This window comes from Niallia sp. FSL M8-0099 (genome assembly GCF_038006945.1).
Classification (GTDB): domain Bacteria; phylum Bacillota; class Bacilli; order Bacillales; family Cytobacillaceae; genus Niallia; species Niallia circulans.
This window is the reverse complement of record NZ_JBBOWF010000001.1, coordinates 882,739-898,878: the sequence shown is the minus strand read 5'-3', so window position 1 is coordinate 898,878 and position 16,140 is coordinate 882,739. Positions and strand designations below refer to the sequence as shown.

General features: G+C 34.4%; 15 protein-coding genes. 4 read left to right on the top strand and 11 right to left on the bottom strand.

What is annotated here, in order from left to right; translation table 11 throughout:
* Window positions 1-105: 105 nt before the first annotated feature.
* From rhaA to NSQ92_RS04210, 7 genes are all read right to left on the bottom strand, one after another.
* Window positions 106-1,359, bottom strand: coding sequence for an L-rhamnose isomerase (gene rhaA, locus NSQ92_RS04240; protein WP_061797337.1), 1,254 nt, complete (start codon window positions 1,357-1,359; stop codon window positions 106-108).
* A gap of 15 nt (window positions 1,360-1,374) precedes the next feature.
* A complete protein-coding gene (gene rhaB / locus NSQ92_RS04235) occupies window positions 1,375-2,793 on the bottom strand; it encodes a rhamnulokinase (protein WP_172885226.1) in 1,419 nt (472 codons plus the stop codon).
* Window positions 2,794-2,962: 169 nt separating this feature from the next.
* Window positions 2,963-3,928, bottom strand: a complete 966-nt coding sequence (locus NSQ92_RS04230; protein WP_095321685.1) for an AraC family transcriptional regulator — start codon at window positions 3,926-3,928, stop codon at window positions 2,963-2,965.
* 255 nt (window positions 3,929-4,183) lie between these two features.
* On the bottom strand, window positions 4,184-4,786 hold the full coding sequence (locus NSQ92_RS04225; protein ID WP_047942379.1) for an NDxxF motif lipoprotein: 603 nt from the start codon (window positions 4,784-4,786) through the stop codon (window positions 4,184-4,186).
* A 375-nt stretch (window positions 4,787-5,161) separates the two neighbouring features.
* A complete protein-coding gene (locus NSQ92_RS04220; RefSeq protein WP_061797341.1) occupies window positions 5,162-7,231 on the bottom strand; it encodes a bifunctional aldolase/short-chain dehydrogenase in 2,070 nt (689 codons plus the stop codon).
* Window positions 7,232-7,391: 160 nt separating this feature from the next.
* Entirely contained in the window at window positions 7,392-7,607 is a 216-nt protein-coding gene (locus NSQ92_RS04215) for a hypothetical protein (RefSeq protein ID WP_047942382.1), read from the bottom strand.
* Between the two features lie 239 nt (window positions 7,608-7,846).
* Window positions 7,847-8,452, bottom strand: a complete 606-nt coding sequence (locus tag NSQ92_RS04210) for a thioredoxin fold domain-containing protein (RefSeq protein ID WP_047942383.1) — start codon at window positions 8,450-8,452, stop codon at window positions 7,847-7,849.
* Window positions 8,453-8,666: 214 nt separating this feature from the next.
* Here NSQ92_RS04210 and pepT point away from each other — a divergent pair, with 214 nt between their 5' ends.
* The 3 genes from pepT to rpe all read left to right on the top strand — a co-directional run bounded on the left by pepT (window position 8,667) and on the right by rpe (window position 11,335).
* Entirely contained in the window at window positions 8,667-9,899 is a 1,233-nt protein-coding gene (gene pepT / locus NSQ92_RS04205) for a peptidase T (RefSeq protein ID WP_047942384.1), read from the top strand.
* A gap of 178 nt (window positions 9,900-10,077) precedes the next feature.
* Window positions 10,078-10,500 (top strand): hypothetical protein, encoded by a 423-nt coding sequence (locus tag NSQ92_RS04200; protein ID WP_047942385.1) that lies wholly within the window; start codon window positions 10,078-10,080, stop codon window positions 10,498-10,500.
* Window positions 10,501-10,690: 190 nt separating this feature from the next.
* Entirely contained in the window at window positions 10,691-11,335 is a 645-nt protein-coding gene (rpe, locus tag NSQ92_RS04195) for a ribulose-phosphate 3-epimerase (protein ID WP_047942386.1), read from the top strand.
* 37 nt (window positions 11,336-11,372) lie between these two features.
* Here the strand turns inward: rpe and NSQ92_RS04190 are convergent, their stop codons facing one another.
* Together NSQ92_RS04190 and NSQ92_RS04185 are read right to left on the bottom strand one after the other, a co-directional pair.
* Entirely contained in the window at window positions 11,373-11,816 is a 444-nt protein-coding gene (locus tag NSQ92_RS04190; RefSeq protein ID WP_341152401.1) for a hypothetical protein, read from the bottom strand.
* On the bottom strand, window positions 11,813-12,601 hold the full coding sequence (locus NSQ92_RS04185) for a hypothetical protein (protein ID WP_047942389.1): 789 nt from the start codon (window positions 12,599-12,601) through the stop codon (window positions 11,813-11,815). Before NSQ92_RS04185 ends, NSQ92_RS04190 begins: the two co-directional genes overlap by 4 nt.
* Before the next feature lie 264 nt (window positions 12,602-12,865).
* On the opposite strand from NSQ92_RS04185, the gene NSQ92_RS04180 reads away from it, so the two are divergent.
* Window positions 12,866-14,359, top strand: coding sequence for a peptide MFS transporter (locus tag NSQ92_RS04180; RefSeq protein ID WP_061797367.1), 1,494 nt, complete (start codon window positions 12,866-12,868; stop codon window positions 14,357-14,359).
* Window positions 14,360-14,454: 95 nt separating this feature from the next.
* Here NSQ92_RS04180 and NSQ92_RS04175 read toward each other — a convergent pair whose 3' ends face one another.
* On the bottom strand, window positions 14,455-14,946 hold the full coding sequence (locus tag NSQ92_RS04175) for an RNA polymerase sigma factor (protein WP_047942390.1): 492 nt from the start codon (window positions 14,944-14,946) through the stop codon (window positions 14,455-14,457).
* Window positions 14,947-15,324: 378 nt separating this feature from the next.
* On the bottom strand, window positions 15,325-16,089 hold the full coding sequence (locus NSQ92_RS04170; RefSeq protein WP_047942391.1) for a LamB/YcsF family protein: 765 nt from the start codon (window positions 16,087-16,089) through the stop codon (window positions 15,325-15,327).
* Window positions 16,090-16,140 lie beyond the last annotated feature (51 nt).

Here is a 16,140-nt window from a genome sequence, read left to right as displayed (position 1 = left end):
CATGGAAACATTTACAGTGAAAAGAAAAAACAAGTATCCAACATGCAATTCCATCTTTAAACCATAAAAAAACCACTCTCATGGTGAGAGCGATTCCTTTATATTTTATCTTTTGGAAAGAACTTCTTCCTCATACACTTTCACTTCACTCAGCCAAGATTCACGCACTGGTACATCCATTTGTTCACAATAGTAATCCCATATTGCCCCAAATGGATATGTTTTAAATTCTTCCATTAATGCCAATCTCTCTGTGAAATTTCCTTCCTCTTGTAATTGTTTTAATTTATCATTTGGAAGCAATAATGCATTTAAAAGAGCTTTAATCATATTTCTTGTACCAATTGTCCATGCTGCTACTCGGTTAATGCTTGCATCAAAGAAATCAAGACCTATAATTACTTTATCCAATGCATCATTACGTACTATTTCAACAGCAATTTCTTTCAGTTCATCATCTAAAATAACAACATGGTCACTGTCCCATCTTACTGGCCGCGATACATGTAATGCCAATTTATCGCTAAATAAAAGCATGGAAGAAATTTTATTCGAAACAGTCTCGGTTGGATGATAATGGCCTGTATCCATGAGGCATAATTTATTATTTTTCAAGGCATAGCCTAAGTAAAATTCATGGGAACCTACTACATAAGATTCCGAACCAATTCCAAAAACCTTGCTTTCTACTGCATCTAAGTTATAGCGTTCATCTGTTTCTACAGCATAAATTTTATCTAAGGAATCCTTTAATCTTTTTCTTGGGGTTAAACGGTCGCTTGGAATGTCTTTGTAGCCATCCGGTATCCATATATTCGTTAATGCCGGTGTTCCGAGCTCTTTCCCGAAATATTCAGCAATTTTCCGACTAGCAATACAATGCTGAATCCAAAAATCACGAATTTCTTGATCTGGATGAGCTAACGTTAATCCATCAGCTGCTTTTTCATGGGAGAATAAAGTCGGATTAAAATCCAGCCCTAAGCCATTTTCTTTTGCCCATTGCACCCAATTTTCAAAATGCTTTGGCTCTAACTCATCTCTTTCTACGGCTAGCCCATTGGTTTCTGCATAAATAGCATGGAGATTCACGCGATGTCTACCAGGAATAAGCGAGAGCGCCTTCTCTAAATCGCTTCTTAATTCCTCCGGATTCGTTGCTTTCCCAGGATAATTCCCAGTTACATCAATACCACCAGATAATTCTCTTTGATTTACTTCAAATCCAGCAATGTCATCCCCTTGCCAGCAGTGGATGGAAATCGGAATATTCTTTAGCTTTTCTAATGCTTCTTCTACATTTACTCCCCATTGCTCATATTGTTTTTTTGCTAGATCAAAATTTTCTTTAACCGACATGATTGTATCCTCCTTTTATTTGATTACATCTTCCGCAGCTTTATATGCTTTTATCTCAAATGATTGCTTTATCATTTGTCTAGCCTCTGATAAACTATCTATTTCTCCTAATGCGATGAATTGAGAAACAATATTCCCAATTGCTGTCGCTTCTATCGGTCCAGCATATACATCCTTCTGAGACGCTTCTGCAAGTAGCTGGTTTAGCATTTCATTCTGACAGCCGCCGCCAATAATATTAATACTCGGAAAAGTTTTTTCAAAAATTTCTTCTATCTCATTTATCGCTGTAACATAGCTATCTACTAAACTATCATAAACACATTTCGCTATTTCTCCAGGTGTTGTCGGAACTTGCTGTCCTGTTTCTAGACAATAGTTCTGAATTTCTTCTACCATATTGTCAGGCTTTAGAAAACGATTATCATTTACATTTACAATACTTGAAAAACCTTGTGCCTCTTTTGCTAATTCAACAAACTTGGCAAAAGAGTATTGGTTATTATAATTGCGTCTGACTTCCTGTATCATCCATAGTCCCATAATATTTTTTAAGAAACGATAGCGATAATCAATTCCTCCTTCATTAGTAAAGTTATAATCTAAAGCCTTTGTCACACAAATTGGAAATCTATTTTCCACCCCAATCAATGACCATGTCCCCGAACTGATATAGATTGTATCGTTAAAAGCTGGAACTGAAATTACTGCTGAACCTGTATCATGAGTCGCTGGCAAAATCACTTTCATATCAAAGCCAAACTCTTCCACTAATTCTGGTCTTAAATTTCCAAGAATCGTATTTGGCTTTTTAATTTCTTGGAATATTTCTTTATTGATCTCTAATGTATCAAGTATCGTTTTATCCCATTTTTTGGTGAAAGCATTTAATAACTGTGTCGAAGTAGCATTGGTGTATTCATTCACTGCAATACCTGATAATAAATAGTGTAAATAATCAGGTATCATTAAAAAGGTTTTCGCTTGTGCGAATACTTCTGGCTGTGTCTTTTTTAACGAATATAACTGATAAATAGTATTAAATTTTTGGAATTGAATTCCCGTTTCTAAATACAATCTTTCTTTCATTATTTTCTGGAATACTTCTTCCATCATGCCATCCGTTCGATCGTCCCTATAAGCAACAGCATCTGTTAAAAGTTCCCCCTTTTCATCTAGTAATACAAAATCTACTGCCCATGTATCGATACCAATACTTTCAGGAGTAATTCCTATGTCATTACATTTTTTAATTCCTTTTTTTATTTCCGAAAATATCATATCTATATCCCAACAATAATGCTGTCCTTTTTTGATCATCTTATTGTCGAACCGGTGAATTTCTTTCAGTTCTAATTTTTCTAATTGAACAGACCCGAGAATAAGCCTACCACTTGAGGCCCCAATATCTACTGCCAGTGTATATCTAATCATTTACACCTCTCCTTGAAAAGGAATTAGAAAACGTTTTCTTAAAGATATTGTAACGGGTTTCATTTTTAAATAAAATAACGCACTTTTCTTTTTTATTGTCCTTATTTTCCATATCTCGTTCATTGTTTTATAAAAGGAATGAGATTACAAAGAAAAAACTAGCAAATTACTATTTTGCTAGTTTCAATCGAAACGCTTTTGGCGTCATGCCATATTTTTCTTTAAATATCCGATAGAAATAACTTATATTATCATACCCTACTTCTTCTATAATTCTCTTAATCGGAAGATCAGTTGTCTCTAATAGATTCTTTGCTTCGCTCAGTCGCTTTTCCTGCAGCAATTCCTTAAAAGTATAGCCTGTTGCTTTCTTAATATTTTTACTTAATGAAGACGTTGATTGGTGAAGGTGTCCAGCAAGTTCATTCAGTGTCCCTAGCTGATAGTGCTCTTCAATGTAAGTCAAAGCCTCTATGACTACATACTGATCTTGTGTTACTCCTTCATTTTGTTGAATCTTATCAGTATTTTTTATCAGTTCAATCATTAATAATCCCATATAAAGCTTCATCGTCGATTCAGATAAAATGGAATTATTACTTTCTTCTTTTAATAGTTTCCCAATTATATCCTGGATTTCTATGACCTCTGAAACCTTGTAATATAAATACTGACCACTCTCTTTATGTTTAAATAAACTACTAATTAAAAAATCTGTCAGCTTATTTTCTTCATGTAAATATTGAAATATAAATTGAAAAAATGGCGGCTGAATGATGAAATTAACGACGATATCTTCCTTATCACATGCCTCTATTTCATGTTCTATGTGCTGATTTAAAAATAGGAGTTCTCCTCTTTTCAGCACGATTTCATCATTCCCGACTTTCTGCTTCAACTGACCATTTACGACATAATTAATCTCAATATAATTATGCTTATGTTTAGGAAAATCAATAAAACGTGTATGCTTTCTAACCGCTATCATTTTATCATTACGCAAAAACTTTTCACTTTCTATTATAAAATTACTTTGACTGGTATAGATGTCTTTCATTACCCCTTGTTTTTGCTGAACAATGCTTATTTCTTCCTCTGTTAACTTCCTTAATTGTTCCATTAAAACATGATCCAAGAAGGTCAGCCTCCTAATTTAACTATCTTTGATTATTATGAGAGGTACAGAATGGTTTAGCAACTATTCCGAGGAAAAGTACATATTTTTTGATAAATAAGGTGGGGAGGAATTAACGCTAGCACACAGAAAGTTCAACTGTAAACCGTGCATACATAAAGCAGCTCTCCCTATAAAAGAAGCTAAGCTGCTTTATCTGTATTGCCATTCTATTTTAAAGGATAGCCCTCTTTCCATTTCTAATCTGCTGTTTTCTTATTGCTCCTGTCTAAATGCTTTAGTCTTGATATTTTTATTTTCCAAAAACTCTTCTATTTTTTTCTGTTCTCTTCCGTTTACTACATTACTTCTTTTATTTAAAGAGGCCATGTTTACTGTAGGAATGACATCTTCATTCAGGTCGTCTGTAAGTTGGTCGAGCACTGTATCTAATTCATTTAGCATCTCATTTAAACTTATAATATATCTACTTATTCTTTCGGATTCTTCTTGATAACCTTGGGGTAATGTATTTTGTGAGATATAGTTTAAAAAGTTTTCATCATTTTCTCTTGTAAGCCTGTTAATTTGCTTTAACTTCTCTAAATCACTTTTCGTTAATTCTTTTTCTTCATCTATTATCTCTTGAAAAGGGGAACTAGCAAGATATAATTCTTCATGGGTGTCTAAGTATGTTTTTATGCTTGATTTCATTTCTTCTTCATCAATGACACTATTTTGTTTGTCAGAATAAAAAATGGTACTAGGAATCTTCACATTATTTGTATCGACTATTTCCTCTTCCGTTTTCATTCCCCCTCCTTTTGAACATGCACTTAATAGAAAAAGAATTAGGATACTATAAAATATTCTTTTCATAAACGCCTACTCCCCTTTGTAAATATAATATTCCCTGGCTTTAGAGGACTAATAGGAGAAACATCACAAATGGTATGTCCACTTAATCAAATTGACCTTCCATTAATTGTTGGTATTAGCTTGAAAAATATTTTAGTCATTCGTTAGTTACTATTTCAAAAGAGATGTCCTCATTTCCCTCGTCTTAATACAAAACAACTTTTAAGCAATTTTTATCCGTTAGTTTAATAAACATCCATGAATATTTTAACATATATTACCTTATTTAACATTAAAAAGAAGTGTGATTTTCATGGAAATCACACTTCTTTTATGCTTATCTTTATCTCTTTGAGCCTCTCAAAAGAACAAATTAGGATAATAATCCAACCAATATTATCTAGTAAAGGCTGCTGGAACTCCTCCATCTACTGTCAGCATGCATCCAGTAGTTTTCTCCGCTTTGGAGGAAGAGAAATAACAAATCGCTTCCGCTATATCCTTTGGAAAAATATTTACCAATAAAGTGGTCCGTTTTTTATAATGTTCTTCTAGTTGATCTGGTTCAATTCCATAGTTAGCTGCTCGCTCTTCACGCCACTTAGAGCCCCAAATAGCGGATCCTTGTAATACGGCATCAGGTAAGACAGTATTAACACGTATACCGAATTCTCCTCCCTCTGCTGCAATACATCGTGCAAGATGCGCTTCCATTGCTTTTACCGAACTATAGGCCGTAACATTCTTCCCTGCGTAGACAGAGTTTTTAGAACCAATGAAGACCATACTTCCACCTAGTCCTTGTTCCTTCATTTGTTTGAACGCTTCTCTTGCAACTAGAAAATACCCTGTACCAAGAACATTTAAGTTTAAATTCCATTCTTGTAGAGACGTTTCGTCAAATGGGCTAGAGGTAGCAAGACCAGCATTATTGACGATGATATCCACCCCTCCAAAGGTAAGAGCTGTTTTCTTGTATGCTTCTTTCACCGCATCTTCTTTCGTGACATCCATCTTAACGGCTAATGCTCTCACGGAACCATACTTCTCATTTATTTCTGCTGCAACCTTTTCGGCACCTTCTATATTAAGATCTGCAATAACAACATGTGCCCCTTGCTCTGCAAATAGTCGACATGTTTCACTGCCTATCCCGCCAGCTCCACCTGTAACAAATGCGACTTTACGAGAGAATTCAGCTTCTTTCGGGGCAAGGGATAATTTATACAATTCTAGTGGCCAATACTCTATTTTAAATGATTCATTTTCATTCAACGAGACGAAATTACCTAAGGCTGTAGCTCCCTTCATAACAGAAATTGCACGGCGGTATAAAGCACCGCTTACTTCTGCCATAGCTAGTGTCTTCCCAGTATTAACCATCCCAATGCCAGGTATTAGAATAACACGCGGAGCAGTTTCAGAAATTTGATCTCCAGTCTCTTTGTTTCTATCAAAATACGATGTATATTCTTTTTTAAATTCTGCTACACCTGATTTAATTTTTTCTTTTAAACTAGCAATATCTTTCGTTGTCGGATTCCATTCAATATATAAAGGCTGTCTTTTCGTATGTACAAGATGATCTGGGCATGCTGCACCAATTTGTGATAAGGTTTGGGCATCCTTACTATTTACAAATTGAAGCACATCAGCCCCTCTATCGTAGGTTAACAGCATTTGTTTTTCTCCACTAACCGCACCGCGGATTACTGGCATTACTTGGCTTAAAATTTCTTCTGCCTCTTCTTCATTTAAAGCAGGATATTGTTCTCCGCCAAATACTTGCTCCTCTTCTATTTTATTATGAATATAGTTTTCCGCTTCGTTAATAATCGCAATTGTTTTGTTATAGCTTTCTTCGGCAGTTTCTCCCCAAACAACAAGACCATGTTTCTCCATTAATACTAATTCTGCATTTGGATTATTCTTCACCCCTTCTGCAATCATTTTAGATAAGGTGAATCCAGGACGAATATACGGAACCCAAACGAAACGATTCCCATATATTTCTTCGGCAATTTGTTTTCCATTATCAGCACAGCAAATACTAATAATGGCATCGGGATGTGTATGATCTACATGTTTATACGGTAAAAATGCGTGTAATAAAGTTTCAATAGATGCCCTTGGATGAGAACTATCAATCATACAATGAGATAGATAAGCAACCATTTCCTCATCTGACATTTCTTCTCTTTCCATTAACGGTTTTATATCCTCTAGCTTTAGACCAGTAAAATTATGCGCTTTCATTGTTGCTAAATCTGAACCACTTCCTTTTACCCACATTACTTCTATGTCTCTTCCACGGAAATCCTTTTCGGTTGTTTTCATAGAAGTATTACCGCCACCCCAATTACATACTGCTCGATCTGTCCCAATTAAGTTAGAACGATATACAAGTTCTTCTAATCCCTTATTTAACTGAGAAGCCTTTTCATTATTCCATAAATTCTGTACCATTAATATTTCTCCCTTCACAAATTGTTTTTTTATACCCCAAATACATTATATAATATGTTTGTTTATTTTTGAAATAGTTTATTTGTTTTTATTTATTTTTTTAAAGACTATTCCTATCAAAAGAGAAAGAATATGATGTATATCTCTGTTACGCTTACGTTTATTTTTGTTTTTTAGTGAGTAATGAGGTTGTTTTTGCTTTCTTTTGCTTGATGAACACCACCTTCCCCGGATGCTTCTGTTTTTTGCTTTCATTCTTTTGATGATCGCCACTTTTCTCTTTTACCTTCTTCTTTCTGACTTTCATTCCCTTTATGATCACTACTTTTCCGAATGTTTTTGTTTTTTGGGCTTTCATCCTCTTAATGAACGCCACTTTTCTTTTTCCCGCCCTACTTTTTGGCTTTCATTCCCTTTATGAACACTACTTTTCTGAATGTTTTTGTTTTTTGGGCTTTCATCCTTTTAATGAATGCCACTTTTCTTTTTCCCGCTCTACTTTTTGGCTTTCATCCCTTTTATGAACACCACTTCCCTCCGAATGCTGCAATTTATCGCTCTTCATCAAAAAAGAAGCTTAAGACAGGTTCACCCTATCTTAAAGCTTCTTTACTGTTATTTTCCTAGCAGTTCTACAGTTTCTTCTACACCGACTGCATATGCTGCAAATTTCCCATCTTTGATTTTTATCATCGTTGGTGTTCCTGTAATCTCAATTTCTTCCGCGTTTTCTGGTACTTCGTTTCCGAAAGCAGTATTATGTGTTGCAATGATTTGGTTTTCTTCGTTCGCGACAATTCCCCAAGCAGTATTTTTATCATTTTGGAAATTCTCTATGTTTATGCCCTCATTCCATACTTCTTTCCCGTCTTCGATTTTCCCAATTACTTGGTCATACTTTTTATGATGCTCTTCCCAGTCATACCAGCTCGATTCATTTTTTTCGTCCTGCATATCTACAACATAAATAGGTATTTCACCATTATTGCTAAAAGAAAGAACATCTTTTTCTATTTGTTTACAGTATGTACAAGTGGCTTGCCAGAAATAAACGATATATTCTTCCTCCTGTTGATTAAAAGTAGCTGATGCATTTATTTTCTGTATGTCTTCAATCGCGTCATTATCCTTACTCTTTAGTGTCCATATAGCTGCGATACCAATAATAATAATTAACACAATTACACTAAATATAATAACCGGTCTATTTTTTCTTTTCATTCTCAATCTCCTTTTTCAAACCTATTAACTATATTCTATCTAAAAAGCTCTGTAAATAAAGCATCAATCCTCCACTAAATTCAACATAATTGTGAACATACCTATTTACCAACGACAACTGAAATGGGAGACTTTTTAGCATAAATTCACAATATTCGTCTTATTCATTCCTCCTATGATAAAATCAAACTATCTGATAAAGGAGTTGAATCGCATGAAAGAAAATATAATAAATCGTTTTGTATCGTATGCAGTTGTCGATACCCAATCAAATGAGAATAATTTAGAATGTCCGTCTACACCAGGACAATTAACATTAGCCAATTTATTGGTGGAAGAGCTGAAAGAAATTGGTATGGAAGAAGTAACGATTGATGAAAACGGATATGTGATGGCAACTTTGCCAGCAAATACTGAGAAAAAAGTGCCGACAATCGGCTTCCTTGCACACTTAGATACCGCTACTGATTTTACAGGTAAAAATGTTCGTCCACAAAAAGTGGAAAATTATGATGGGGAGGATATTATCTTAAACGAAGATTTACATATCGTTTTATCTCCGAAAGATTTTCCAGAATTAAAAAATTACGTAGGACACACTTTGTTAACAACGGATGGCACAACCTTACTAGGAGCAGATAACAAAGCAGGTATTGCTGAAATTGTAACAGCTCTTATTTACTTAAAAGAAAACCCAGCAATTAAACATGGTAAAATTAGAGTGGCCTTTACACCAGATGAGGAAATCGGCAGAGGTCCACATAAATTTAATGTAAAAGCCTTTAATGCTGATTTTGCTTACACTGTTGATGGCGGGCCATTAGGCGAATTGCAATATGAAAGCTTCAATGCTGCTGGCGCAAAAATCACAGTGAAGGGAACGAATGTTCATCCTGGTACAGCAAAAGGAAAAATGGTTAATAGTATGAAAATAGCGATGGAATTACAAAACCGCTTACCAGCAAATGAGGCACCTGAATATACGGAGGGCTATGAAGGTTTTTATCATTTACTATCCTTTGAGGGAGACGTGGAAGAAACAAAGCTTGCTTATATTATCCGCGATTTTGATCGTACTTCTTTTGAAGAGAGAAAAAGAATCCTGCAGACAATTGTAGCGGAGTTAAATGAAAAGTATGGTGCCGAAACAGTAAAACTGGAACTAAACGACCAATACTACAATATGCGGGAAAAAATTGAACCCGTAAAAGAAATTGTGGATGTAGCCTATCAAGCAATGGTAAATCTCGGTATTACACCAATTGTTCAACCAATTCGCGGTGGTACAGATGGTTCACAGTTATCTTATATGGGACTGCCAACTCCTAATATTTTTACAGGTGGAGAGAACTTCCATGGTAAATATGAGTTCATTTCTGTCGATAACATGGTAAAAGCGACAAATGTAATCGTAGAAATTGTCCGCCTATTTGAAGAACGTGGATAAAGGAAAGAAGGCTTTTGATGCCTTCTTTTCTAAATTTGCAACCTAATTTTTATAGATTTTTATTTCGTTAACCGAAGTAAATTTTGTACTTTTAACAGTTTAGTATATAATGATTCAGTGCCAAATCCCTATTTTCTATGGATTTAGTGGTGAAAGAAAAGATTAGAGGAGTTTTGCAATGGATACAATGAGTAAGATGCAAGAAGAAGTAACACAAAATACAGAATTACATCACTATATATTAGAAACTTTTGGACTTCAATCGAAGAAAAAAAGAGTTCGTAAAAAACTTTTGAAACAAGTAATCTCACAAGAAAAAGTTCTTAAAAAATTGGTGAGCGAATTTAAGAATACAGACCAAGAACAGCCTGTAGTTGCTAAAAAAGAAGAAATAAGCACTGTTTCCTTTGAGAAACTACCCGTTACTACTCTATTAAAAATCGGGAAAGAATTTTTTAAAGAAGAAGAAAGTGTTCGTTTTTATTATAATAAAAACAAAGAACCTTTCTACAAGAATAAAGAAATGCTTATTACATGTATTTCAACAAATTACGCTGCAGCACCAGCTGATATTCAAAAAGAAATCATAACTAAACTATAATTATTCTCCATGATGAGATTCACTTATGGATAGCCACTTCTATTTATCCTCTTATACAAACGAAGTGGCTACAATTTTTCATTCTCACCTTTCATAAAAACAAGCAAGCGCATCCAATCCGCTTGTTCGATATCTCACAATCTGCTATAATTTTGATGTAATACATAGATTAAGAAAGGGAGGCATACAAATGATTAAGGTTGCACCCTCCATTCTCTCCGCTGATTTTGCTAAGCTAGGGGATGAAGTGAAAGATGTAGAACGAGGTGGCGCTGATTACATTCATGTGGATGTAATGGATGGTCATTTTGTACCAAATATAACTATTGGCCCACTTATTGTGGAAGCAATTCGTCCTGTGACAACTTTGCCGTTAGATGTTCATTTAATGATTGAAAATCCAGATGCTTATATTCCAGCATTCGCGAAGGCTGGTGCTGATATCATCACCGTACATGTAGAGGCCTCTCGCCACTTGCATCGTACTATTCAATTAATAAAAGAACAGGGCGTAAAGGCTGGAGTAGTATTAAATCCAAGTACGCCAGTAGAAATGATTAAGCATATTATCGAAGATATTGACATGGTTCTATTAATGACAGTTAATCCTGGTTTTGGCGGACAGGCTTTTATTCCTAATGTCCTTCCTAAAATTAAAGAAGTACGTCAGTTAGCAGATCTTTTAAATCCAACACTTGATATTGAAGTAGATGGTGGTATTAATACTGAAACTGCTGTATTAGTCAAAGAGGCAGGCGCGAATGTTCTTGTTGCTGGATCATTTATTTATAACAATCCTAACCGTGAGGAAGCAATTAAAGCAATACGTGGATAAATAGTAACAAGGAGTCTATAAATTTAGATTCCTTTTTTTATATTTTAACTAACCCAATTGTATGATATTGGTACAATAGACTTTCTATTAAAGCTGCTTTAGACTCCTCACAATGAATAACGATAATTAACTCCGCTTTACTTGGTTTTATCTTTTCTTTATTTCTCCACCGCTTATACAAGTAATCTACCGGAATGGTAATACAAATTCCCACTATTAAACCAATTAATCCCCAGAGAATTGGACCTAAATAAAGAACAAATCCATAGATGGTACCCAAAAGCATCATAATCATACTCACACTAGCAACAAAGAACATATTAAAACCATCTGAATTGAAAGGATCCATATATTTTTTCTCTACCCCTTTTTTATTAAGAGATGATACAAATATATCTTCCTTGCGAATATGATGCTTTTCTAATTCATGTAGTACCAATTCGACTTTTAAGGAATGATCAAAGACGGAGATAATATTCATGGATTATTGTCCTTTATTTTAAAGTTTCTTTTAAGATAAAAAGAATATTTTTGTTCAAGATAATGGCTCTGCTCTAGTTTAAACAGTTGATTCATTTCAATGGCATGGTAATATGTATCACATGCAGCAAATAGATAAATGGACGGCAGAAACAGAAGCCATTCTACGTTTAAGGTGGAGGAAACTAAACCGTATAATCCTCTGCAAGTGAAATAAATTCCTTCTAATGCTCTTGAGTGGTAGAGTATGATTAAATGACTAACTAATAAAAATAAACCAGTTAAAAAGTTTCTAAGAATTAAATGACCAAGACCTGGAGTAATGATGGACCAAAATACTGGAACCCATTTATTTACTCGCTGCAAATAATTGATTTCCAATGGATGGATAACAAATGGCATTAGTGGATATCTTTCCTCTTTAGCTAACAGCGAAATTTGATTAATATCCGTAGTTATTCTGTATGCATCCCATACATTAAAAATATAAATTCCTACATAGAAAAAAAACCATCTTATATCCAGCGATTCAGCAGCTAATTGAAATTTACCAATACAGGAGTACAAAATAGCTAAATTTAAATGCGCCTGTGTATTAATCAAAAATTCCCATATAAATAAAAGCATTCCTATCAGAAACTTCCCAACCATAATATGACCAGTACCTGGCATGGCAAGAGCCCACCATAGTGGCATCAAAGGATTGTTTACTCTTAAATAATTTGTTCTAATAATAGACATATTCATCTTTTTATATCTATATGATTGCTCATTGAATTGTTGCACCCGTCCTCACCAACTCGTTTTTTTTAGTATGCTTCCTTCTGCTTATTTTTTATGCATATACTTCGTATCTAATTAAAACTCCTTACTTAAAGTTTAAAAATAATTATATTAAAAACATTAATATTTTTCATAATAAAATGATTATTATGAATTCAGACTCTAAAAAGCCACAATTTATTCCAATTTTATGTTCTAACAAAAATTTTTTTGACAAATCTAGTATCTTTTCAGTATTATATTAAAATAATAGAGGAGGTTTCTTTAATGTCAGATTTAAATAAACAGAAAATTGTGGACAGTGTTCCCCAAAAGGGATTTTTTGGTCACCCTAAAGGGTTGTTCACACTTTTCTTTACAGAATTTTGGGAAAGATTTTCCTACTATGGGATGAGAGCCATCCTAGTTTATTATATGTACTATGAAGTATCTAAAGGCGGATTAGGTATTTCCGAGGGTACGGCGATTGCCATTGTATCTATCTACGGTTCACTTGTTTATATGTCTGGGATAATCGGTGGATGGTTTGCAGATAGGATATTTGGGACAAGTAAGGCCGTTTTCTATGGCGGTATTTTCATTATGCTTGGTCATATTGTATTAGCTGTGCCGGGTAGTATTACCATGTTCTTTATTTCCATGATTTTAATTGTAATCGGAACAGGATTATTAAAACCAAATGTATCAAGTATTGTTGGGGAAATGTACAGTCCTGAGGATGCGCGCCGTGACGCTGGTTTTAGTATCTTCTACATGGGAATTAATCTGGGTGGATTCCTATCACCAATTATTGTTGGAGAAATCGGAATGAATTATAGTTTCCATCTTGGTTTCGGACTAGCAGCAATTGGTATGTTATGTGGATTAATAGTATTCATGATGACAAAGAAGAAAAATTTAGGACTTGCTGGTACAATTGTGCCAAATCCATTATCTAAAAACGAAAAGAAAAAAGTATATTCTTCTATCGGTATTAGCATAGTGGTCCTTGCCATCATTCTAGCTATTTTAATTCCATTGAAAATCTTAACTTTCGAATCATTTGTCACAATTGTCGGAATTCTCGGCTTCTTAATTCCAGCTATTTATTTCATTGTTATGTATCGCAGTCCAAAAACTACTCGTGATGAACGATCAAGACTGATTGCCTATATCCCACTCTTTTTAGCTGCCGTTATGTTCTGGGCGATTCAAGAACAAGGATCAACCATTCTTGCCGCCTATGCTGATAAACGAACACAATTAGAGTTTGGCGGATTTAGTCTTTCACCAACTATTTTCCAATCCATCAATCCATTGTTCATTATTATATTTGCACCAGTATTTGCATGGATTTGGGTTAAGCTTGGAAATCGTCAACCTTCTGTATCTAAGAAGTTTTCAATTGCTTTATTGTTTGCCGGTTTATCCTTTATCATTATGATGTTACCAGCCTATTTAGGCGGAGTAAATACATTAGTTAGCCCATTATGGTTAGTATTAAGCTATTTCCTTGTAGTAGTTGGGGAGCTATGTATATCTCCAGTCGGCCTGTCTGCAACAACTAAACTGGCACCAGCTGCTTTCTCTGCACAGACAATGAGCCTTTGGTTCTTATCCAGTGCAGCTGCACAAGCACTAAATGCACAAATCGCTCCATTATTCACAAAAATATCTGAAGTTGCATATTTCGGTATTCTTGGTGGAGTAGCTATTATCTTAAGTATTATCCTTTTCTTGTTATCACCTATGATTCAAAACAAGATGAAAGGAATAAAATAAACAAAAAAAGTGGAGGAAATCCTCCACTTTTTTAATGTAAGGAAAAGTTAAATTTCTCCCTAAGTCATTTAGTTCCTTCTGTTACCGTGCAAATTTCATATGCTTACTAAACTCTTTTTCAGCAGCTTTAAAGCCCGATGCTGTGTCGTTTTCACTTTACTTTCAGACCAGCCTAAATTCAAAGCTGTTTCTCCTATAGACATTTCTTTTAAATATCTACAATAAATTACCTTTTTTTGATCTTCTGTACAACAACAAAGTAAATGATTAATCCAATCAAGCTGTTCTTTCTTCATCGCAACTTCATCAGGAAGTGCCTGTTCATCCTTTATATGGATAGGTATTTCACAATCAAAGGTATAGGAATTTTTTTGTTTTCGAAAATGATCGATGGCAATATTTTTCGCAATCGTATATAGCCAGGTTCGTTCACTACTTTCCCCTTTAAAGAGACACTTTGTTTTTAGCAGTCTTATAAAAACTTCTTGTACTAAATCTTCTGCCTCTTCCTTTTTCACCCCTAAATAGATCAGAAAATGAATTAATTCTTGACTATACCTTTCATAGAGCTCTTCAATCGAACCCATTTCCCCCACCCCTAACAAAACCAGTGAATCAACGGACAGATAACAATCAAAAAACTCCTATTACTAAAATTCCAGAAAGCATTTTTTATTCCATTATTAAATAGTAAGTATGTATTTCTTGCGAGTTCTTCATTTAATTATTATTATCCTAAAGTATTTATCTTTTTTGTTACAAAGCAATTACAAAACTAATTTATTGTAACACCAATGAAATATATTATACATCTTAACGTAATAAAAATTCCAGTTTTTTCTTTAAAAATTGATTAATTTTCTATTCATTTCATTAAATCATTAATTGTAACTAAATTCTTTTATTGTAGTTAGTTTCCAACATCCTAGTTGAGGGGGTTTTTTAGCAATGCTAAATTCAAATACTTATATTTTCTCCATAAAATTGCGGATGGTTATTGTCGATTGAAGTAACGTAGATGTTACTTCTTTTACAATGGATATACCATGGGTAGAATCACCATGAATACATATGGTATCTGCTTGAATAGGTATCTCTTCACCTTGTACAGAGGTAACCTTTTTATTCTTAACCATATCAATTATCTGTTTAGCTGCCTGTTTAGGGCAGTCGATAAGAGCTTGTTTATGTGTACGTGGTGTTAAACTTCCATCTGATTGATAAGTTCGATCTGCAAATACCTCGTTAGCAGTTTTTAAGCCATAGCGCTTCCCCGCTCTAATCAATTCACTGTTCGCTAAACCGAATAGAATATACGCAGGATTTATCTTGTAAATAGCCTTGGCAATTGCATCAGCTAATCGTCCATCTTTTACAGCCATATTATATAACGCCCCATGTGGCTTTACATGCTGCAGGGTTCCGCCCTCTGCTTTCACAAATGCTTCTAATGCTCCTATTTGATAAATGACTATATCATATACTTCATTGGGTGATATATTTATTTCTCTCCTCCCGAAGCCAAGAACATCATTAAAGCCTGGATGGGCACCAATCGCCACTTTATTCTCCAGTGCAAGATTCACCGTTTTTCTCATGGTAGTTGGATCACCTGCATGAAAACCACAAGCAATATTTACACTAGTTACATAGGAGATAATTGTTTCATCATTCCCAATTCGATAAGCACCATAGCTTTCACCTAAATCACAATTTATATCAATAGACATATAAGTACTCCTTTGCAATATTTAATATAACCATATTCAATTTAGTAAATA